Origin of the sequence: Shewanella sp., assembly GCF_047975355.1 — a bacterium.
Taxonomy (GTDB): Bacteria; Pseudomonadota; Gammaproteobacteria; order Enterobacterales; family Shewanellaceae; genus Shewanella.
Map to the genome: position 1 here is coordinate 1 of NZ_JBKEDJ010000097.1, position 20945 is coordinate 20945.

17 protein-coding genes are annotated in these 20945 nt (G+C 48.4%); 16 read left to right on the forward strand and 1 reads right to left on the reverse strand.

What is annotated here, in order from left to right; all coding sequences use genetic code 11:
• The 8 genes from gspG to ACK5NH_RS20045 form a co-directional block, all read left to right on the forward strand.
• On the forward strand, positions 1 to 339 hold a 339-nt coding region (gene gspG, locus ACK5NH_RS20010; protein WP_416922915.1), incomplete at its 5' end, for a type II secretion system major pseudopilin GspG.
• Between the two features lies 1 nt (position 340).
• Positions 341 to 913, forward strand: a complete 573-nt coding sequence (gspH, locus tag ACK5NH_RS20015) for a type II secretion system minor pseudopilin GspH (RefSeq protein ID WP_089066681.1) — start codon at positions 341 to 343, stop codon at positions 911 to 913.
• Positions 900 to 1268 (forward strand): type II secretion system minor pseudopilin GspI, encoded by a 369-nt coding sequence (gspI, locus tag ACK5NH_RS20020; protein ID WP_011715428.1) that lies wholly within the window; start codon positions 900 to 902, stop codon positions 1266 to 1268. Before gspH ends, gspI begins: the two co-directional genes overlap by 14 nt.
• Positions 1249 to 2016 (forward strand): type II secretion system minor pseudopilin GspJ, encoded by a 768-nt coding sequence (gene gspJ, locus ACK5NH_RS20025; RefSeq protein WP_416922918.1) that lies wholly within the window; start codon positions 1249 to 1251, stop codon positions 2014 to 2016. The genes gspI and gspJ overlap by 20 nt, the downstream gene beginning before the upstream one ends.
• Positions 2013 to 3011, forward strand: a complete 999-nt coding sequence (gene gspK, locus ACK5NH_RS20030) for a type II secretion system minor pseudopilin GspK (protein WP_330081402.1) — start codon at positions 2013 to 2015, stop codon at positions 3009 to 3011. Before gspJ ends, gspK begins: the two co-directional genes overlap by 4 nt.
• Positions 3012 to 3059: 48 nt before the next feature.
• Positions 3060 to 4247 (forward strand): type II secretion system protein GspL, encoded by a 1188-nt coding sequence (gspL, locus tag ACK5NH_RS20035; RefSeq protein WP_416922920.1) that lies wholly within the window; start codon positions 3060 to 3062, stop codon positions 4245 to 4247.
• 1 nt (position 4248) lies between these two features.
• Positions 4249 to 4725 (forward strand): type II secretion system protein M, encoded by a 477-nt coding sequence (locus ACK5NH_RS20040; protein WP_416922922.1) that lies wholly within the window; start codon positions 4249 to 4251, stop codon positions 4723 to 4725.
• A 14-nt stretch (positions 4726 to 4739) separates the two neighbouring features.
• Positions 4740 to 5501 carry a type II secretion system protein N gene (locus ACK5NH_RS20045; RefSeq protein WP_416922924.1) on the forward strand — a complete coding sequence of 254 codons (762 nt, stop codon included), beginning with the start codon at positions 4740 to 4742 and terminating at the stop codon, positions 5499 to 5501.
• 62 nt (positions 5502 to 5563) lie between these two features.
• Here ACK5NH_RS20045 and yrfG read toward each other — a convergent pair whose 3' ends face one another.
• Entirely contained in the window at positions 5564 to 6226 is a 663-nt protein-coding gene (gene yrfG / locus ACK5NH_RS20050; RefSeq protein WP_011624784.1) for a GMP/IMP nucleotidase, read from the reverse strand.
• A 120-nt stretch (positions 6227 to 6346) separates the two neighbouring features.
• On the opposite strand from yrfG, the gene ACK5NH_RS20055 reads away from it, so the two are divergent.
• The 8 genes from ACK5NH_RS20055 (at position 6347) to cysQ (ending at position 20944) form a co-directional block, all read left to right on the forward strand.
• Positions 6347 to 6946, forward strand: coding sequence for an aspartyl/asparaginyl beta-hydroxylase domain-containing protein (locus ACK5NH_RS20055; RefSeq protein ID WP_416922926.1), 600 nt, complete (start codon positions 6347 to 6349; stop codon positions 6944 to 6946).
• The gene (locus ACK5NH_RS20060; RefSeq protein ID WP_416922928.1) at positions 6924 to 8933 is read left to right on the forward strand and encodes a phytanoyl-CoA dioxygenase family protein; all 2010 of its coding nucleotides are present in this window, start codon (positions 6924 to 6926) and stop codon (positions 8931 to 8933) included. Before ACK5NH_RS20055 ends, ACK5NH_RS20060 begins: the two co-directional genes overlap by 23 nt.
• Positions 8933 to 10099, forward strand: coding sequence for a hypothetical protein (locus ACK5NH_RS20065; RefSeq protein ID WP_416922930.1), 1167 nt, complete (start codon positions 8933 to 8935; stop codon positions 10097 to 10099). The genes ACK5NH_RS20060 and ACK5NH_RS20065 overlap by 1 nt, the downstream gene beginning before the upstream one ends.
• Positions 10086 to 10574 carry a GNAT family N-acetyltransferase gene (locus ACK5NH_RS20070; RefSeq protein ID WP_416922932.1) on the forward strand — a complete coding sequence of 163 codons (489 nt, stop codon included), beginning with the start codon at positions 10086 to 10088 and terminating at the stop codon, positions 10572 to 10574. The genes ACK5NH_RS20065 and ACK5NH_RS20070 overlap by 14 nt, the downstream gene beginning before the upstream one ends.
• Before the next feature lie 234 nt (positions 10575 to 10808).
• Complete coding sequence (locus ACK5NH_RS20075) at positions 10809 to 11408, forward strand: phage tail protein (RefSeq protein WP_416922934.1); 600 nt, start codon at positions 10809 to 10811, stop codon at positions 11406 to 11408.
• 79 nt (positions 11409 to 11487) lie between these two features.
• Positions 11488 to 19272 carry an Ig-like domain-containing protein gene (locus tag ACK5NH_RS20080; RefSeq protein ID WP_416922936.1) on the forward strand — a complete coding sequence of 2595 codons (7785 nt, stop codon included), beginning with the start codon at positions 11488 to 11490 and terminating at the stop codon, positions 19270 to 19272.
• A 237-nt stretch (positions 19273 to 19509) separates the two neighbouring features.
• Positions 19510 to 20061, forward strand: coding sequence for an ADP compounds hydrolase NudE (gene nudE, locus ACK5NH_RS20085; RefSeq protein WP_011621002.1), 552 nt, complete (start codon positions 19510 to 19512; stop codon positions 20059 to 20061).
• A gap of 70 nt (positions 20062 to 20131) precedes the next feature.
• Positions 20132 to 20944, forward strand: a complete 813-nt coding sequence (gene cysQ / locus ACK5NH_RS20090; RefSeq protein ID WP_416922938.1) for a 3'(2'),5'-bisphosphate nucleotidase CysQ — start codon at positions 20132 to 20134, stop codon at positions 20942 to 20944.
• Position 20945 lies beyond the last annotated feature (1 nt).

A 20945-nucleotide genomic window follows, 5' to 3' on the forward strand; every position in this document is an offset into this window, starting at 1 on the left:
CTGATGGGCAACAAAGATAAAGCCGACCAACAGAAAGCGGTATCTGACATAGTGGCGCTCGAAAATGCCTTAGATATGTACAAGTTAGATAACGGTGTTTATTCAACGACTGAACAAGGTTTAGAAGCATTAGTGCAAAAACCAACAATTTCACCCGAGCCACGTAACTACCGTGAAGAAGGCTATGTGAAGCGTTTACCACAGGATCCATGGCGCAATAACTACTTACTGTTAAGCCCTGGCGAAAACAGCAAGTTAGATATCTTTAGTGCAGGCCCAGATGGTCAGCCAGGTACCGAAGACGATATCGGTAACTGGAACTTACAGAACTTCCAATAAGATGTTAACGCTGCGCCACGCCGGCTTCACCTTGATGGAGGTGATGCTGGTGATTTTGTTAATGGGACTCACCGCCGCGGCGGTGACTATGTCTATTGGCAATTCAGGCCCACAACAGGCGCTGGAAAAAAACGCGCAGCAATTTATCGCCGCCACAGAGCTAGTGCTGGATGAAACCGTATTGAGCGGTCAATTTATCGGTATCGTGGTGGAAAAAACCAGCTATCAGTTTGTTTATTATAAAGATGGTAAATGGAATCCATTGGAGAAGGACAGGATTCTGTCTGAAAAACAAATGGAACCAGGCGTCGTGCTAAATCTGGTGCTCGACGGTTTACCCTTAGTGCAGGAGGATGAGAAGGACGAGTCGTGGTTCGACGAGCCCTTAATCGAGCCTTCTGCGGAAGATAAGAAAAAGCACCCAGAGCCGCAGATTTTACTGTTCCCGAGTGGTGAAATGAGCGCCTTCGAGCTGAGCTTTATGACCAAGACCGACAAGGGGCCACTCGATGTGTTAGTGGTGGGCGATGCCCTTGGCCGTTTAACCCTAGGGCGACCCGATGAAATACGCTAAGGGTATGACCCTACTCGAAGTCATTGTGGCCTTGGCGGTTTTTGCCATCGCCGCCGTATCTATTACCAAAAGCTTGGGTGAGCAGATGGCTAACATGCCGATTCTAGAGTCGCGTACTCTTGCCCAATGGGTGGCGGACAATCAAATGGTGGATGCCAGACTCGATCCGCAATTTCCCGAATTAGGCAAAAAAGAAGGGCAGGTTGAACTCGCGGGTAAGGATTGGTACTGGCGTAAAGAAGTGGTGAAAACCACGGATGATAACTTTCGCATGATCCGCATTAGTGTCAGTGAAGATGAGCGTTATCAGCGTATTGCAGCACAAGTGAGCAGTTATGTCCTTAAAACAAACTAAGGCTCATAAGGGATTTACCCTGCTGGAAATGCTGATCGCGATTGCGATTTTTGCCATGTTAGGTTTAGCCGCCAATGCGGTGTTAAGCACTGTGCTGACCAACGATGAAGTGACCCGTAACTTCTCGGTGCGTTTAAAGGCATTGCAGCAGGGCTTTGGCGCCATTGAGCGCGACCTTGGGCAGATGGTGGCGCGGACACCCAGATTACTCGAAGGCGGCCGTGGTACCACAGTCTTCCAAACGGGTAACGATATTTTAGATTCGGAATCAGAGGCCTTAGTGTTCTACCGCTTAGGCTGGCTTAACCCCGACGGCATATTACCCCGTGGCAGCATACAGTCAGTTGCCTACGTGGTGCGCGAAGGAAAATTAGAGCGTTGGTATTTTCCGTATCCCGAACCCGAATTTGGCGCCGAGCCAATGAAGACTGTGATTATCGATAAGGTGCTCTCGGTCGAGTATTCCTTCTTTATGGAGGACAAATGGGAGCGTAAGGTCGAAGCGACCAAGTTACCCAAAGCCATCGCCATGGAAATTGAGATTGAAGGCCTAGGCAAAATTCAACGTAAGTTTATGTTGCCCTTGGGTGCTGCTGCGCCAGAAAAGTCCAATGATGAGGACAACAAAAACGACAACGCCGATGACAATAAAGACGACAACGGCGACCAAGACAATAACGGTGATGGCTCGGGCAACGGTGACGAAGATCCCGGCAAAGGTGACCCAGGTAATGAGGATGGCGCATGATAAGGCGAAATCCTGCTAAACAACGTGGCGTCGCGCTGATTGTGGTGTTGCTGATTGTGGCCATGGTGGTGATTATCGCCACCAATATTACCAGCCGTAATCAGTTGTCGATGCGCCGCACCTTAAACTTAGCCCAGTACGATCAGGCCTATTGGTACGCGATTTCCGCCGAAGAGCTGGCGAAAAAGATCCTTAAGCAGGACTTAGACGATTCGGAAGGCCGGGTACACAAGCAACAATATTGGGCCATGAGCGACGTGGTATTTCCGGCTGAATATGGTGAGATTGCAGGCAAGATCACCGATATGCGTTCGTGTTTTAACTTAAATGCTTTGTCCGTCACCACAAAAGATGTGGAAAACGGTCAACCTAAATTGCCGTTAGCGGCAAAGCAATACAAAGCGTTATTAGTGAGTTTAGGGATGGATGATTTTACCGCGGATCATCTGACCCAAACCTTAAAGGATTATATCGACGAGGACACGGTCGCGAGCCCATATGGTGCCGAAGATGCCGAGTACGAGGCGCGAAATGTGCCATATCGCGCCGCAAATACCCTGATGAATCACAGGAGTGAGTTGCGGGCGGTGATAGGTTACACCCAAGATATTTATCTGAAATTATTGCCTTATATTTGCGTCATTCCAGGGAATGACAGACAACTGTTAAACGTGAACACCATAGAGGTTGAGCAAGCGGCGCTGCTGGCGGCCATGCTAGATAATCAGATTTCGGTTGGCGAGGCCGAAAGCATTATCAACCAACGTCCCGGCGATGGTTTTGCCAAGATCGATGATTTTTATGAATCCTCCTCGATGGGGTCGATTAAATGGGAAGATGCGATGAAGTCCAGTTTTGTGGTGGACAGTCAGTACTTCCTTCTCGCCTCGGGCGCTAAGGTCGACAACGCCATTTTTAGAATGGAGAGCGTGCTCAAAAAGAGCAGCGGTAACAAAATGGATGTGCTCACCCGTCAGTTTGGTGGACAAAAATAATAGCAAAAAAGCTCAATCTTTTAAGATGGAAGCTGGTGGAGAAAAACTGTGAGTGAACGGCTATTTATTCGCTTAGGCAGAACCGCAGAGCAGGCATGCTCTTGGCTGGTTTGGTCCGAACAAGAACAAGAAATTATCGCCTCTGGTGAACTTGCCAACGCCCAAGGTTTATCAACCTTAACCGAGCGCGCGGGAAATCGGCCTATCGATGTATTGGTGCCAGCCTCCGCCATGACGCTCACCAGCGTGAATCTGCCGGAAAAAGGCCAACGCCAAGCTTTAAAAGCCCTGCCTTTTATGCTGGAAGAAACCATCGCCGATGATGTGGATGCGATGCACTTTACCGTTGGCCCACGCAATGGCGATGCCCTCAGCGTGGTAGCCGTTGCCCATGAACAAATGCAAACTTGGCTCAGCTGTTTGGCCGAAGCGGGTTTAAAAGTGAAGCGTATTGTGCCCGATTGTCTCGCCTTGCCATTGCAGGAATGCCAATGGGCGGCCATGCGTTTCGGTAACGAGTTATTACTGCGCACGGGATTAGGAACGGGTCACAGCCTGCCTTTACCTTGGTTGCCGATGGCGATGAAGCAACTGACGGCTCAGACTGATGAGGTGTCGGTCGCCAGTTACACTGAGATGGAACTGGACGGTGTTGAACTTAAGCCGCAACCACTCGATTTACCTATGCTGGTGCTGGCGCGCGGCATCTTACATGCGCCCATCAATTTACTCACGGGTGTTTATACGCCGAAGCGCGAATACAGTAAGCATCTGTTGCAATGGAAAAATGCCGCAATAGTGTTAGGTGTTGCCATTGTCTTATCCTTGGTGAATAAGGGCTTAACTATTCATCAGGTGAATGGTCAAATCGCCGATCTGAAGGTGCAGAGTGAAGACATTTATAAACAAGTGGTGCCGGGGAATACACGCATTGTGAATTTACGTTCGCAAATGGAGAGCCAACTGCGTTCACTCCAAGGTCAAGGTAGTGGCGCTGAGTTTTTTGCCATGCTGGCTGGGTTGCAGGATGCCTTTAAGCAAGTGCCAGAGCTGAAACCAAACACCCTAAGATTTGAGAGCGCCCGTAATGAAGTCCGTATGCAAGTCACGGCCAAGAATTACGCGCAAATTGAGAAGTTTAAAGAGATAGTCGGCCGTCGTTTCCAAATGGATGGTGGTACGATGAATAGCGGTGAAGATCAGGTCACCAGCACCTTAACCTTGAGGAGCAAATAAGATGGATAATTTGCGGACTTGGTGGCAAGGGCTTGCATCGCGCGAGCAGCAAATCGTTGGATTCGGCGCCGTTTTCTTAGTGATCGGCGTGTTTTACTGGGGCATCTGGACACCCATTGCCAATGCCGAAGCCAATGCACTGCGCAACCTAACGGCGCAGCAGCAGACACTTACCTATGTAAAGCAAACGGCGAATAAAATCGCTGGCTTCAAGCAAAGCGGCGCTAAGCCGACAATGTCAGGTAGCTTAAGCTCGGTCGTTAACCAAACGGCGGGCACTTACGGATTAGTAATCACTCGCATGCAGCCCCAGGGCGATAAAATCCAAGTGTGGATGGATGATGTGCCATTCGATGCCTTACTGAATTATTTGAGTGACTTAGTGCAGAAAAAAGGCCTATCACTTGAGAGTGTTGATTTGGCAGAGGCCGACGCGCCTGGCTATGTCAAAGTAAGACGTATCCAACTAGCGCAATAGGTTAAGGTGTAGCTGTGAGTTTGATAAAAAAAATCATTATAGGTGTACTGGTTTATTTAGTGTTTTTGCTGGCGTTATTTCCCGCCAGTGTCGCTGTGCGCCTCGCGCCACTGCCTGCAAACGTGGGGATTTCTGGAGTGAGCGGCAGTATTTGGTCAGGCAGCATCGAAACCTTAAATCTGCAACAACGCCAATTGGAACAAGTACGCTGGGAGCTGAGCCCTTGGGCGTTGTTTTTGGGTAAAGTGAAGCTGGATTTTCAGGTGGGTAGCCGTGCAACCCCAGTGAGTGCCAAAGGTGTCGTCACTTGGTCTATGGGCGGTATCAGCGCTCAAGGATTGCGTTTTGAGGCGCCCGATAGCTTCTTGATTGGCAATGCAAAACTGCCCTTTAGAACCGAAATTAATGGTGAAGTCAGCCTGCTGGTCGAAACTCTAGAACAAGGTAAACCTTGGTGCGAGCAGTTATCGGGTAAGCTGTTTTTAAATCAAACCAATGTGAAGAACCAATTCGGCAATTATCCACTGGGTAATATCGAACTGGGGCTAAGTTGTGTTGAGGGTAAAGCCCAGATCGCCACCGATGAGAGCAAAAACCAGTTGGGGATTATCGGCACGCTACAGCTAGATGAAGGCAATATGGTTAAGGTTGCCGCTAAGATTAAAGAAACCAACGAACAGCCAGAAGATATGCGTAAATCCCTCGGGATGCTCGGCAAGCGTGGCAGCGATGGTTACTTCCCTGTGGTTTATCAAGGCCGTATTCCAGGGCTTTAATCTTAGATAAGCTTGAGAATGATTCGATAAAGGCACCTTAGGGTGCCTTTTGTTTTAAAGGATTAACCCGCCAGATCGGCAAACAGCAGGCGATAGTCGCTAATGGCCGGAAAATCATGGAAGGCCTTAGCGGGCTTTTGGCTATCAGGATTGCTGATCCCGAGCTGATGGCCCACGCCCGCTAAGCGCGCCGCATTCAAAATAGGCTCGCTATCATCGATAAACAGGCAGCGCTCTGGCACTAGGGCGAATTTTTCAAATAGCGTTTGCCAAAATTGTGGGTGTTCCTTGGGATAACCGGTTTCATGACTTGAAATCATCGCATCTAAGCCGCTCGCCAGTTCAGTGTGCTCAAGCTTAAGCGCAAGACTCTTAGGGTGGGCATTGGTGACTAAGATACGTTTTTTACCCGCGGCGGCGAGGGCATCGAGAAAGGGCATGCTGTCTTGGCGCAGCTGAATACGGTCAACTAAGTTGCGGTGAAGCCCCATAATGTCGAGTTGTAACTCGGATTGCCAATAATCGAGGCAATACCAGTCGAGCGTGCCCGCGACTCTGCCGTAGGCTTCTTCTACCAGTTGTTGTGCCTGGCTCTGGCTTAATCCCCGCTGCTTGCTCAGCTCCTGCGGTACCAGACTCAACCAAAAATGGTTATCAAAGTGCAGGTCTAGCAGGGTGCCGTCCATATCGAGCAGTACAGTATCAATCTTCTTCCAATCAAACATGGGATGTCCTGTGTGGTTCACTCGGCTCAGAATGAGGTTTTCATTAGCCTATCTTGTCAGCATGACACTTTGTGCTAGGCTTGATTAATTCGTTTTTGTCTAAAAATGAGACACTTGGATATGGATATCTGCTCATTTGCCTTACTTACCCAAGCCCCAAATATCACTAGTTTACAGCAAGAACTCACGACTTTGTTGCAGCATGAGTGGTTACCACACATTAACCAGCGTGATTATCACGCGGGCTCTCAGGGCGGTTGGGATGTGTTGGCTCTACGCTGCGCCGAGGAATATCGAGTTGCGCACCCTATTTTGCAGGCCTTTTCCATTAGTGCCGCGACAGATTGGGATAATTTGCCCTCACTGGAATCGAGTCCCGCGCTGCTGCAGTTTATTCAATCTCTTGCTTGTCCTGTTAAATCGGTACGTTTAATGCGTTTACACGCTGGCGCTGAAATCAAACCCCATAGGGATCAAGGCTTATCCCTAGAGCAAGGCGAAGCAAGATTGCATCTTCCCATTCAAACCCACGCACAACTGCATTTTTATGTGGACGATAAGCGTGTGCCTATGCAGGCGGGGGAGCTGTGGTATATCAATGCCGACCAAACCCATTGGGTCGCGAACAAAGGTGTGGAGGCCAGAATCAATTTGGTGATCGATTGTGAAGTCAACTTGTGGTTAAAGGAGCTAATCCATGATGCCAAGATCAAAGCCTGATGCAGGGCAGCGCGATGCGCTCTTGAGATTAAAGCTGTTTGCACAGGCGCTATTGCAATCTCACTCTGCGGGCGAGGCAAAGCGGCTTATCGATCCAATGCTGGCGCAGTTATGCCAATTGACAGGGTTAGAGCTGCACCCGGCGTTGTTTCTCGATACTGAGGCCAGCATGATCCCTTTTGGCAAGGCGGTATCTCCAACAACTGCGGCGCAATGTGCAGAAGATCCCGAGCGTAGCAGAGTGTTTATTCAGGGCATTTATTGCGCAATACAGGACAAACTTAAAGCTAACTCGAACCATCCTGTGCACATACTCTATGCCGGAACTGGGCCTTTTGCTTGGTTAATTTTAGCCTTATTACCGCTATTTACGGCTAAGCAAGTGCGAGTAACCTTGCTCGACATTCATCGAGCGTCATTGGAGAGTGTGGAAAAGCTACTGGCATATTTTGATGTAGCGGATCGTGTCGATGCGCTTAACTGTGCTGACGCTACGCGTTGGCGGCCAGCATCAACACAAGCCTTTGATCTAATTATTTCTGAAACCATGAAACACCTGTTGCAACAGGAACCGCAGGTACAGATTTTTAGCCATCTACAGCATTTTTTAGCAGAGGATGGATGTTTGATCCCCGAGTCGATTGAGTTGGATGCGTGGCTCGAGCTAAAAGAGCAGCCGCCAATATATTTGGGCCCTTTATTCTGTCTCGATTTAGCCCATGCCCGCTTGCTCGCTCAAGGCGACAGGAGTGGGTTAGCGGGGAGCTTATTGTTACCCGATTATGATCCTCAACCCATAAACCTAAAATTGACGACGCAAATCAGGGTTTATGGCGAACATCAATTACTTGAAAATCAATCACAATTAACCCTATCCCAATATAAAAAATCCCTGTGGCTTAAACCACTGAGTCGAGTGGACTTTAGCTACGAGCTGGGAACCTATCCCGATTTTATCTTCCAATATCAGCAGCAGAAATTGGCGCTTGTTGGCAGTGAGGATTTGAGTTGTTTGGGGATTTATCATTTGCAGCGACTATGGCAAAAAATTCAGTTGCAAAAGTGTGGACTGGTCAATGAGGTTGCAGAGGGAGAATGGAACCTAGATAAAGCGCTGCTGGATCTTTGTGGTATTGGATTAGAACCTGGGATGAAGGCGCTCTATCAATATGACAAACAAACTGATTTTATCGCCTTCGTTCAAAGGCAAACTAAGCTGACTACGGCGGATATTGTTGGTATTAATCAGCGATTGCGTGCCTTATCCCAAGCTGAGCCAGAAAGCAGCAATACCGAGTTAGCTTATGGTAACGCTTTACCTCAAGTGCTTACCGATGCCCAACTCGCCTTTTGGCAACGGGAGGGCTATTTAGTCATCCCGCAAGTGTTGTCACAAGCCCAATGCGCGGCGAGTCGAGCCGTGATTTGGCAACAGCTTGGCGCGAATGAAAATGATCCATCAACTTGGTATCAGTCCCATGAGTTGATGCAGAAAATCATGCTGCAGTTATTTCGTCATCCTATCCTCGATGCCAATCGGCAAGCACCTCTAATCCGCCAAGCCTTTGAACAATTATGGCAGCGAACCGATTTAGTGATGACGACTGATAGAGTGAGTTTTAATCCCCCTGAAACGCCCACTTGGCAGTTTCCTGGCCCAAATATGCATTGGGATATGCCACTGCAACTACCTGTGCCATTTGGAACTCAAGGATTGATTTATCTTACGGATACCCCTGCCGAGCAAGGGGCATTTTGCTGTGTTCCCGGTTTTCACCTCAAAATAGAAGCTTGGCTACAGGAACAAAACAAGACTGATATTGAGTTGCAGCAACAGCGTTGGGAAGAGTGGCCTATTAAACCCATTGCCGCAAACGCAGGGGATTTAATTATTTGGCACCATGCCTTGCCCCATGGACCGACGCCAAATCGAGGCGTGTTACCCCGCATGGTGCAGTACATTAACTTCTATCCAATGGCCAGATAATGATTGATTTTAATGAACAGCAGCAACACTATTGGCAATTGCTGCATCAGCCTGAATCATTGTTTTTACTGCATCAAGCGCAGGATGTTGAGCATTTTATTGCTCTGATGGCAGACTTCCTCAATTGGCCTGAGCTAAATTTAGAGCAGATGCTGGCATTTATTGCCTTGCAGCAACAAGGGTTCATTCCGGATTTAGCACGCTTCAGCCAAGTGTGGTTTCCTTCTCGTTATCATGCTCAAACCAAAACAATCAGTTGGGTTCCGGTTTTTAAGCGGTTATCAAAACCTTTCTTGGAGGACGATATCAGCGATGCTCGTCGTGGCTTACTGGCCAGTTTTATCCAGCCTCAAACCTTGCTCGAACCCTTATTCTCCCAACGCGAAAGTTTGCCCGCTATCAATCCTAACTTGATGATTTTCCATTGGTCTCGTTGTGGGTCAACACTGGTTTCAAGCAGTTTTTCTCTACTCAAAACTTGCCGAGTGTTATCCGAATCTATGCTCTGCAGCGATGTGATGCACCATGATGCTTGGCCTTCGACCTTAACACCACAGCTGGTGGATTTATGTTTAAGGCTACAAGGGCGCTTGAGGCCTGATGAGCGTGAGCTAGTGATCAAGTGGAATGCGTGGGATTTAGCTTGTTGGCCCATGTTGCTAGAACTCTACCCTAATAGTCGAGTGCTATGTCTTATGCGCCATCCCAGAGATATTTTGGCTTCGCATCAACGAGAGGCTGGGATGCATATGGCGGGGCGAGTGAAGGCTGTATTTCTCCATGCATTGCCGCTTAGTGAAAACACACATGGTGAGCCTAGTGTAGATGCATTTCGAATGGGCGTGTTACATGGTTTTGCCCAGCAAACTGCTGCACTTTATCAATCAAGTCGTTGCATCTTAATGGATTATCAACAATTAAATGCGTTTAAACCCAGCGCACTTTCGGCCATTTTAGAATGGCCGTTAGCCGCAGAAGATATTGAGCATTGGCAAGGCCACTGGCACTTTGATGTAAAGCGACAAGGGCAATTGTTTGTACCCATTGTACCCGCCCAATCTACCCTAGTGAATGAATCACAAACTCTCTCATGGCAGCTGTTATTGAATGCTTATGAGCAACTGTTGCAACCTTTAGCTCGAGATAAAAACCATGATGCTAGCTGAGTTAAATCCATTAATTGGCTTGAGTATTAAGCCTGCCAACGCAAACGATAACCTATTTATGGCAGAGCTTTTTTATTCGACTAAAACCTTCTTCTATGAGCTTGGTTTACCCCTTGATGTCGCACAGAACATGTTGGAGCAACAATATCGGCTGCAACAAGTCTCCTATCGGGAACAATATCCAAATGCCATCAGCTACATTTTGTTTTATCAGCAACAAGCGGTCGGCAAACTGATGCTAGATATTAATGAGCAGAGAGTTCATCTTGTTGATTTTATTATTACGCCAAGCATGCGAAATCGCGGTTTAGGCTCTGCGGTATTAGAGACAGTTAAGCTTGAGGCGAGCCAGCGTCAGTTGCCTGTTCATTTATCAGTAGAGAGTGAAAATACTCAAGCTAAATCACTTTATTTACGGCATGGATTTCAGTTTCAAAGCCGTTCCGAAACCTATGAGTCAATGCGATGGCCTTAAACGTCGGCTGATAATTTACACAAAATTTTTTCTGCTTAATTGTGTTTGCCGATTTTTCAGATATGTTTAGTTGTAACTAAGCTGTTTTAATTGTGTTGCATAATAACCTCCCCTATGTGTGATGCGGATGATGTTGTAATCAGCAGAAGGAACTCGCTGTCGATTAATTGTCGTGAGTAATTAAACCATTGAAAGAAGTTACGTAGACAAAATCGTTATTTAAGGAGAAATACAATGGCAGATCCATTTATTGGAGAAATCCGCATGTTCGCTGGTACTTTCGCTCCGCGTGGTTGGGCGTTTTGTAATGGGCAGTTATTGCCCATTCAAAGTAATCAGGCTTTGTTTGCACTAATCGGTACTACTTATGGTGGGAATGGCCAAACTACGTTTGCTTTACCGAACATGCAAGGGCGTGTGCCCGTCCATCAGGGACAAGGTTCAGGCACATCACAGTACGTTCTAGGTGAAATGGCTGGACAAGAAACCGTTACTCTCACCTCTAGTCAGATGCCTATACATAACCACGCAGTAGATTTGACTGGGACGGGCAATGTTAGCGTGGCACTTGGCGCTTCGACTGCGAATGGCAATACACCTACCCCAAGCCCAACTACTGTTCCTGCAAAGGTCGCTAGCGGCCTTAATGCTCTAAACGCTTTTAGCTCCACTGCTCCTGATACTAATTTGCTACCAGTCAATACCACCACAAGCGTGCATCTTACAGGTACCACTACAAATACTGGAAATAGTTTGCCTGTAGGAGTAAGGCAGCCTTATTTGACAGTTAATTTCATTATCGCACTCGAAGGTATTTTCCCTTCGCGTAACTAATGAGACAAAGCATTAATTGAACTACAAGGTGCGCAAAGTTTGCGCGCTTTATTTTAAAAATCTCTTTTGGGGTGAAGTCATGTTTCAGCATGTTTTTAAAGCACCTAGCTCATGGTGGAATATTATTAAAACGTTCACGCGCAGCCGGATTAGAGTGTTTGCGCTAGGCGTTGTGCTGACAATGACGTCCCTCGGAGTTAATGCGCAAACCTCCTATGACTTTACGACTGGTGATACAGTTACTCTGACAGGTGCGGCTTCTGCGCTATCAAATCGCACCACATTTACACTGGAGTTCTGGGCCAAATTTACTAACGTCAGTGGGAGCATTAATTTAGTTGATTTCACTGGCGGTACTGATGCCGGTGGCCTCATATTGAACGCAGGCAAACTGACTGTCGATTTGGCCTGTGATTTTGGTTGCTTGACGGAAAGTAATGCACTGTCCTTAAGTGCGGGGACCTGGTATCACATTGCAGTAGTATTTGATAACGGGACTTGGGATTTTTATGTCGATGGAGTAGCACAGGGTATCAATGTTCTTGATCAAGGGGCTATCAATGTTGTCCCTGATTATGCTGGATTTTCGGTGACTAACCTGCTGTTTGGTATGCAAAACCATCCATCTGTCGATGATTTTGTAGGTAGCATTGATGACATACGTTTATGGAGTAGTGCACGCACCCAAACGCAAATTCAAAACAATCGTAGTATGGAGTTGGTGGGAAATGAAACTGGTTTATTGGGTTATTGGAAGTTAAATGAAACCAGTGGTACTACCGTAAATGACAGTCAAACCAATAGCAGCTCGCTCACTGGTACCAGCAGCGGCATTGGCTTTAATCCTGTGGGCGCTTTTTCTACCGATACTCTTGCTCCGACGGTAAGTTCTATTTCCGCCAGTACCACAAACGGTACCTACAAAGTAGGCGATGTTATTAGTGTTCAGGTGAATTTTGATGAAACTGTGTTGGTCACTGGCACACCTCAACTCACACTTGAAACTGGCACTACTGATCGCACTATTGACTACACCAGCGGCAGTAATTCCAGTAGCTTGACGTTCAACTACACGGTTCAATCTGGTGATACCTCAGCCGATTTGGATTATGTGGCGACCAATTCTTTAGCGCTAAACAGTGGCACTATCCGCGATGCAGCCAGCAACAATGCCATTCTAACCTTGCCAAGCCCTGGGACTGCCAATTCTTTGGGCGCAAATAAGAATATTGTTATTGATGGCATAGCGCCCACTATATCTTCTGTGACTGCCAGTACAGCCAATGGCACTTATAAAGTGGGCGATAACATCAGTATTCAAGTTAACTTTAGTGAAGTGGTGAATGTCACTGGTACGCCGCAATTAACCCTTGAAACAGGCACAACAGATCGCACGATTAATTATGCGAGCGGTAGCGGTTCAAGCACACTTACGTTCAGCTACACCATTCAGTCCGGTGATAGCTCAAACGATTTGGATTATGTCGCCACCAATTCACTGTCGTTAAATGGTGGCACTATTCGTGATGCGGCCACCAATAATGCGACTTTAACTCTTGCCTCGCCAGGTGCAGCAAACTCCTTAGGTGCGAATACAGCGATAGTGATTGACGCGGTGACACCTTCGGTGACTAGTATCGCCCCCAGTGGTGGAGCAGTATCAACTGATACCAGTGTGGATTTCACGGTGAACTTCAGTGAGTCGGTGAGCAATATTTCCACCGATGATTTCAGCTTAGTAGCAACTGGCAGTGCAACGGGCACAATTGCCAGTGTGTCTGCTAGTACAGGTTCCAGTGTGACAGTGATGGTCAGTGGTATCAGTGGGAATGGCTCGATCAAGCTCAATCTGAACGGTTCAACAAACATTTCAGATGCCGCTGGTAATTCAGGTCCTGCCGCCTATAGCAGCGGTACAACCCACATGGTCGCAATTCCTACTGCACCAAGTGCACCAACGATAGGTACAGCAACAGCGGGGGATGGTCAAGCAAACGTGACCTTCACAGCTCCTGGCAGTAATGGTGGTTCGGCTATTACCACTTATACCGCAACAGCTAACCCTGGAGGGGCGACTGGAAACTGTGCTGGTCCTGCAGCCTGTACCATTACAGTTGGATCATTAACTAACGGTACTGCCTATACCTTCACTGTAACTGCGACCAATGCTATTGGAACTGGCTTGGCATCAGGGAGCTCAAATGCAGTAACTCCGAAAGCGGATCAGGCCATTACTTTTGCGCAACCTGCCAATTATAACTTTGGTGCTACACCAACGCTGACGGCGACTTCTAATTCTGGACTGACAGTAAGTTTCTCGTCGTCAACCTCAAGCGTTTGTACTATAACTTCCGGTGGCGCGCTTACCTTTGTCACTGCGGGTACTTGTACTATAGATGCCGATCAATCCGGTAACGCTGCGACTAATGCCGCCATGACGGTTACGCGTTCGTTTGCTGTTAATGCGGTAACACCGACGGCACCAACAATCGGTACTGCAACCGCAGGGAATACTCAAGCATCGGTTAGCTTTACCGCTCCTGTAAGTAATGGTGGTGCAGCGGTTACGGGTTATACAGTTACCTCTAATCCCGGTGGTTTTATTGGCTCAGGAAACAGCTCGCCAATTGCTGTTACTGGTTTGACAAATGGAGTGTCCTATACATTTATCGTTACGGCTACCAACTCTGTCGGGACAGGTTCTGCTTCCGCAGCGTCCAATTCTGTTACTCCAGTGTCACCTCAGACAATTACTTTTACGAATCCTGGTGCACAGAGTTTTGGTTCCTCGCCAACTTTAGTCGCGACATCCGACTCAGGGTTAACAACGACCTTTACCTCATCAACTACAGGGGTTTGTACTATCACAACAGGCGGAACCCTGACGTTCGTTACGGCAGGTTCTTGTACCATTAACGCTGACCAAGTGGGTAATTCATCCTACTTGCCTGCAACTCAAGTTTCCCAAACTTTTACAGTTAATCCTGCATTGCCTAATGTTCCTACAAGTGTAACGGCGACGGCAGGGAATGCTCAGGCAAGTGTGGCCTTTACCGCTCCGGTCAATACTGGTGGCACGAGTATTACAGGTTATACAGTAACAGTCAGCCCTGCGGATGTTGCACCAGTTAATGGTTCAGGTTCACCGATAGTAGTGTCGGGTTTGACTAACGGGCAGGCTTATACTTTTACTGTCACTGCGAATAACTCTGCAGGAACTGGCCCTGCGTCAGCAGCATCCAACTCGATAACCCCCAAAGCGACCCAGACCATCACGTTCAATAACCCCGGTGCGCAAAATTTTGGTACGACACCAACATTTAGTGCTACTTCTGATTCAGGTTTGTCACCGATCTTTACTTCATCCACAACTGGTGTGTGTACGATCACAAGCCTTGGTGCTGTGACATTCGTGACTGTGGGTACTTGTACTATCAATGCAGATCAGTCTGGTAGCATCAGTTATTTACCTGCTACCCAAGTTAGTCGTTCCTTTACAGTGAATGCTGTTGTTCCTGGGGCGCCAGTCATTGGTACTGCGACAGCGGGCGATGCTCAAGCCTCGGTGAGTTTTACCGCTCCAGGATTTACTGGTGGTACAGCAATTACGGGATATACCTTAGTGTCTACCCCAGGTGGTGTTACTGCATCGGGTGCTTCTTCACCCATCACAATCACTGGATTAACCAACGGTACTTCCTATTCATTTACTGTTGCAGCGACAAACTCGGCAGGTACTAGCAGTGTTTCTGCGGCTAGTAATACGGTGAAACCCAATGGTGCGCCTGTAATCAGTGGAACACCAACGTTAACTGTCAACCAGGGGGCGCTATATCACTTCGCGCCTACAGCGACTGACTCGCTAGGAGATAATCTGGCGTTTAGCATCAATCAGGCTATTTCGTGGCTGACCTTTGATAAAGCAACGGGGACGTTATCTGGCAGGCCTTCTAATCAAGATGTGGGTGTGATCAGTGGTATTGTGATCAGTGTTTCAGATGGTTCACTTTCTGCGAGCCTGCCTCCCTTTAATTTGAATGTGATTAACGTCAATGATGCGCCGACCATCAGCTCGACGGCGTTAACGAGTGCCACTCAAGATGCGGCCTATAGCTATACCTTGGTGGCGACGGACAGCGACGTGGGTGACAGTCTCACCTTAAGCGCGGTGACCTTACCAAGCTGGCTGAGCTTCAATGCGGCGACGGGCGTGCTGAGTGGTACCCCGACTAATGCTAACGTCGGCAGTCATGCAGTAGTGTTACGCGCCACGGACGGAGATGGTCTGACGATTGACCAGAGCTTTACGATTGTGGTGGCGAACGTCAACGATGCACCGACCATCAGCTCGACGGCGTTAACGAGTGCGACCCAGGATGCGGCCTATAGCTACACCTTGGTCGCAACAGACAGCGACGTGGGAGACAGTCTCACCTTAAGTGCCGTGACCTTACCAAGCTGGCTGAACTTTAATGCGGCGACAGGCGTGCTGAGTGGTACGCCAACTAATGCTAACGTCGGCAGTCATTCGGTAGTGTTACGCGCCACGGACGTGGATGGCTTAACTGCAGACCAAAGCTTTACGATTGTGGTGGCAAACGTTAACGATGCACCAGTTGCGACCAATCAGACAGTGACGCTAGAGGAAGACAGTTCGCTGATGATCACGCTTGCCGCTGAGGATGTCGATAATGATCCACTGACCTATGAGATCACCACGCAACCTGCCTCTGGTACCTTAGAGCAACATGGTAGTGTCTGGCTCTATACGCCTGAGAAGGATTTTAATGGTACTGATTCTATTAGCTTTATCGCTAAAGATGCAGAGTTAAGCTCAGAGCCTGCGACAGTCACCATTACGGTTACGCCAGTGAACGATGATCCTCAAGCGGTCGATGACAGCTATACCTTAACCAGTACCCCCAATGACACCTATTCGCTGGCGGTGTTGGCAAACGATGTGGATGTCGATGGTGACACCTTAACCATTGATGGTGCCGCTGCGGATATTGGCAGTGTGCAAATCACTGCTGATGGCCTTAGTTTTACCGCGCCCGAGGCTTATGTGGGGCCTGTTGCACTGCGTTATACCATTAGCGATGGCAACAAAGGCCGAGCAACCGCCAAAGTGAATGTGCTGATTGAAGGCGCTGACTCAGCGAATCAACCCGTGATCACTCTACCTGATGATGTTGAGGTGAAGGCGACTGGCCTGTTTACGCGGGTGAAACTCGGTTTTGCCAAGGCGGTTGACCGTAATGGCCATCCATTGCCTGTGTCGCTGGTGAATAAGAGCTTGTTCTTCGCCCCTGGCAACTACTTAGCCTATTGGCAGGCAGTAGACAGCGAGGGCAATAAGGCGATTAAAGCACAGAAAGTCAAAGTCAATCCATTGATTTCACTGAGCAAAGATCAAGTAGTTGCTGAAGGTAACCAAGTGACTGTGAGTGTTCATCTCAATGGTGAGGCACCGAGTTATCCGCTGAGTATTCCATTTACAGTATCCGGTTCAGCCGATAGCAGCGACCATGATTTGGTTGATGGTGTTGTCGAGATAACCTCGGGACAAATGGCGGAAATCCATTTTACGACCCTGAATGATGGTGTGAGCGAAGGGGATGAAGAGGTGCTTATCAGCCTAGATCCAAGCTTGAATCTTGGTAGTAAACAGCAGACTCAAGTGGTGATTACCGAAGCCAATATTGCACCACAGGCCAGTTTAGCGGTGACTCAAGCTGGCCAACAGCAGGTGATAGTCGCGCAAAATGGCGGTGATGTGCATATCCGTGCTACTGCCTCGGACGCCAATGAGCAAGATACATTGACGCTGACGTGGGCAAGCGGTGCGTTAAGTTTGCAAGCGGATGCGACAGGCATGACATTCTCTCCAGCCGCGGTGTCACCGGGGATTTATCCTGTGAGCCTAACGGTGACCGATGATGGTTCGCCTGTGCTGTCGAGTACCGAAACAGTGTACATCGTAGTGCGCCCAAGTTTAGCTGCATTGACGAGTGCCGATACGGATGGCGATTTAATTCCCGATGATCAAGAAGGCTATAGCGACAGCGATCGTGATGGCATCCCAGATTATTTGGATGCAAATAACGACTGTAATGTTATGCCTGAAGGTGAATTGCAGCCAGTCTACTTCTTGGCCGAAGGGCAGGCGGGCGTCTGTTTACGTTTGGGGAATATTGCCCTAAGACGTGGACAGAGCGGTATGCAGCTACAGCCTGAAGTCGTGGCTGAAGATACTTTAGCCGCAAATGTGGGTGGTATTTTCGACTTTATCGCGACGGGCCTACCACAACAGGGCCAAAGCTATAGCTTAGTATTGCCACAACGCTCACCCGTTCCTGCGAATGCCGTCTACCGCAAGTTCAATGCTCAAGCGGGCTGGCGAGACTTTGTGATTGATGCAAACAACATTGTTGCCAGTACCGAGGGTGAACGTGGTTTCTGCCCGCCACCTGGGGATAGTCGTTGGACGCCGGGATTAACTGAAGGCCATTGGTGTGTGCAGTTGACCATCGAAGATGGCGGCCCTAACGATGATGATGGTGTGGCTAACCGTACTATTGTTGACCCAAGTGGTGTTGCTGTGATGCTCAATGGTAACCACTTGCCTGTCGCTAATCCCGACTCGGCAGCAATTGCTTGGAACCAGAGTATCGATGTGAACGTGCTTGCCAACGATACGGATAGCGACGGGGATAGTTTGAGCGTCACTCAAGTGATTAGTGAGTTTGGCACTGTCACAGTGTTAGCTGATCAACGGATCAGTTACACGCCGGCGGCAGACTTTATCGGCACTGATGTGTTGGTGTATAGCATTACCGATGGCAAAGGTGGTACGGCAAGTAGTGAGCTGACGATAGTGGTGAATGGCAACACTGCACCTGTGACTGTCGATGACAGCGCCGATACTGATGATCGCACCAGCCTGCTTATCGATGTGCTGAGTAATGACACTGATGTGGATGGTAATACGTTGACCCTGCTTAGTGCGACGGCTCAACAAGGCACTGTGACTATCGAGGCGAATAAACTGCGCTATATCCCTAAAGCAGGATTCGATGGTGTGGATACCGTGACCTATAGGATTAGCGACGGCCAAGGTGGTGAAGCGACGGGGCAAGTGCTTATCACAGTGAAAGCCTATCAAGAGGTCATTATCGATAATAAGTCAGGAGGAGGTAGTATGACCTTATGGGCGTTGGCATTTATTTTGGTATGCGCGATGTTGCGTCGCCGTGAGTTACAGCGATTGGCATTAGGCTGCCTGTTATTGCTCAGTGTGACGCAACAGGCGCAGGCAACAGACTGGTATGTTGAGGGTTTTATTGGCCAAGCTCAGGCCGATAAAACACTGCCTGAGTTGAACACCCAAGTGGGAGAGGGACAGCTCCTCAACGTCGATGACTCGGATACTGCTTTTGGGGTGAGTCTGGGTTATCAATGGACGCCGACCGTAGCGTTAGAACTGGGCTATGCCGATTTCGGTGAAGGAAGTGCGAGAATTAAGGGCGCAACGCTAACGCCGGAGCAATACCATGAGTTGGTGAAAGCCGTCACTCCAGTCCTTGCCGATGGAGTTACGTTGGGCTTGAGATTTACCTTGCTGCAGCATCAAGGTTGGTGCTTTGAGGTGCCCGTTGGCTTGTTCCATTGGCAAGCCGATATCAGCAGTACCATGGGGAATACCACGATCAAGACCGACTTAGATGGCACCGATTGGTATGCGGGAGTGCGTTTCAGTTACCAATTTAGTGATGCTTGGTCTGTAGGCTTAGGATATCAATACATTGATATTGAACCGAATGACCTATTGAGCTATCAACTCAATCTGCGTTATCAATTTTAGTTTATGTCGACATTAAAAGGGGCTTGGCCCCTTTTTTGTTGGTGAATTTTCGCGATAAAAAGCGGAAAGTTTTAACCGCTTCTCCTTTGTCGTGGCTGAGTACGTGATTTAAATCCCATGGCTTGGATGGTGGTCTTTGGAATAGCCGCACTAAATTCAGGTTGTAGATTAAAGACAGGATAGTAAGATTGTCACTTATCCTAGTTAGTTTGTTGCTATTTTTATCCAGGGGCAGTTATGTCGCAGCGGCACCATAAGCCGGAAATCTTACATACCGAAGTTGTCGCTAAGAGCCGCTTGTTTCAAATCGAACAGGTCCATCTTAAATTCTCCAACGGTGTCGAGCGCCAGTATGAGCGGATGAAAGGTGGTAGTCGTGGCGCTGTGATGGTGGTGCCCATTCATCAAGGTAACATGCTGTTAGCCCGTGAATATGCCGCTGGCACCGACAATTACGAGCTAGGTTTTCCTAAGGGATTAATCGACCCAGGTGAGCAAGCTATCGAAGCGGCCAATCGAGAATTGCAGGAAGAAATCGGTTTTGGGGCGCGTAAGCTGACATTGTTGAAAGAACTTAGCCTTGCGCCGGGTTATTTCTCTAGCAAGATGCAAATTTTCATAGCAGAAGATTTATATGAAAGTCGCCTCGAAGGCGATGAGCCAGAACCCATAGATGTGGTGCCTTGGGCGTTGGCCGAGTGGGAAGCGTTACTCGATAATAGCGATTTTTCCGAATCTCGTAGTGTGAGCGCATTGTTTTTAGCGCAGAAACACCTACAACTTAAATAATCTTTTTCGTTAAAGCGTTCAGCAACTGAGTGCTTGTAAATCATTCGCGAAGTTTGCGATTGGAGTGGTTATGAAGCCAGAAGAGTTAATCGACGAGGTGATTGCGATAGCAACGGATGCGGGTCGCACTATTCGTGAGATTTACCTCAAGGGTAATTTTGAACGAGAAACCAAGTCTGATAATACCCCTGTCACCTCGGCGGACTTAGCGGCAAATAAGCTGATCTGTGAGCGCTTAGCCGCATTGACGTCCGATATTCCTATCCTGTCCGAAGAGGCTGCCGATATTCCCCTAAGCGTGCGTGAAGGCTGGAAACGTTATTGGTTAGTCGACCCTCTCGATGGCACGGGGGAGTTTATTGCCGGTAGTGGTGACTTTTCGGTAATCATTGCGCTGGTGGAACACAACCGCCCTGTGATGGGTGTGGTCTATGTGCCAATGACACAGGTTTGCTACTACGCCATTGCGGGCTTAGGTGCCTATAAACGCACCGATAAGCAGGAAGTGCGCATCAGTAGTCGGCAAATTCAGCACCGTGAGCAAGTTTCCCTGAGGTTAGCTGTGAGTCGTCGTCAGGATCCCCAATCCGTGTTGACCCTGTTTAATCAGCCTAAGCACTGTGAGCTGGTGGTCATGGGGGGCGCGGCCCTGAAGAGTTGTCTAGTTGCCGAAGGACGCGCCGATTGCTATGTGCGAGTTGGGCCGACAGGTGAGTGGGATACCGGCGCCGCGCAGATTATTATTGAGGAAGCGGGTGGCCAGCTCATGGATACCGAGCTGCAGCCTTTAACCTATAACGAGCGTGAAACGCTTGAAAATCCTAACTTTATTGTTGTTGGTGCGCCCAATTTAGAGTGGGATAAAATTTTAATTGGTGAATAGT

Excerpts from the sequence above, each read along its gene's own strand:
- ACK5NH_RS20080 (WP_416922936.1), top strand. The coding sequence starts at position 11,488 with ATGTTTCAGCATGTTTTTAAAGCACCTAGCTCATGGTGGAATATTATT.
- nudE (WP_011621002.1), top strand. The coding sequence starts at position 19,510 with ATGTCGCAGCGGCACCATAAGCCGGAAATCTTACATACCGAAGTTGTC.
- ACK5NH_RS20075 (WP_416922934.1), top strand. The coding sequence starts at position 10,809 with ATGGCAGATCCATTTATTGGAGAAATCCGCATGTTCGCTGGTACTTTC.
- gspK (WP_330081402.1), top strand. The coding sequence starts at position 2,013 with ATGATAAGGCGAAATCCTGCTAAACAACGTGGCGTCGCGCTGATTGTG.
- ACK5NH_RS20065 (WP_416922930.1), top strand. The coding sequence starts at position 8,933 with ATGATTGATTTTAATGAACAGCAGCAACACTATTGGCAATTGCTGCAT.
- cysQ (WP_416922938.1), top strand. The coding sequence starts at position 20,132 with ATGAAGCCAGAAGAGTTAATCGACGAGGTGATTGCGATAGCAACGGAT.
- gspJ (WP_416922918.1), top strand. The coding sequence starts at position 1,249 with ATGTCCTTAAAACAAACTAAGGCTCATAAGGGATTTACCCTGCTGGAA.
- ACK5NH_RS20060 (WP_416922928.1), top strand. The coding sequence starts at position 6,924 with ATGATGCCAAGATCAAAGCCTGATGCAGGGCAGCGCGATGCGCTCTTG.
- gspH (WP_089066681.1), top strand. The coding sequence starts at position 341 with ATGTTAACGCTGCGCCACGCCGGCTTCACCTTGATGGAGGTGATGCTG.
- gspI (WP_011715428.1), top strand. The coding sequence starts at position 900 with ATGAAATACGCTAAGGGTATGACCCTACTCGAAGTCATTGTGGCCTTG.
- ACK5NH_RS20040 (WP_416922922.1), top strand. The coding sequence starts at position 4,249 with ATGGATAATTTGCGGACTTGGTGGCAAGGGCTTGCATCGCGCGAGCAG.
- ACK5NH_RS20055 (WP_416922926.1), top strand. The coding sequence starts at position 6,347 with ATGGATATCTGCTCATTTGCCTTACTTACCCAAGCCCCAAATATCACT.
- ACK5NH_RS20070 (WP_416922932.1), top strand. The coding sequence starts at position 10,086 with ATGATGCTAGCTGAGTTAAATCCATTAATTGGCTTGAGTATTAAGCCT.
- yrfG (WP_011624784.1), bottom strand. The coding sequence starts at position 6,226 with ATGTTTGATTGGAAGAAGATTGATACTGTACTGCTCGATATGGACGGC.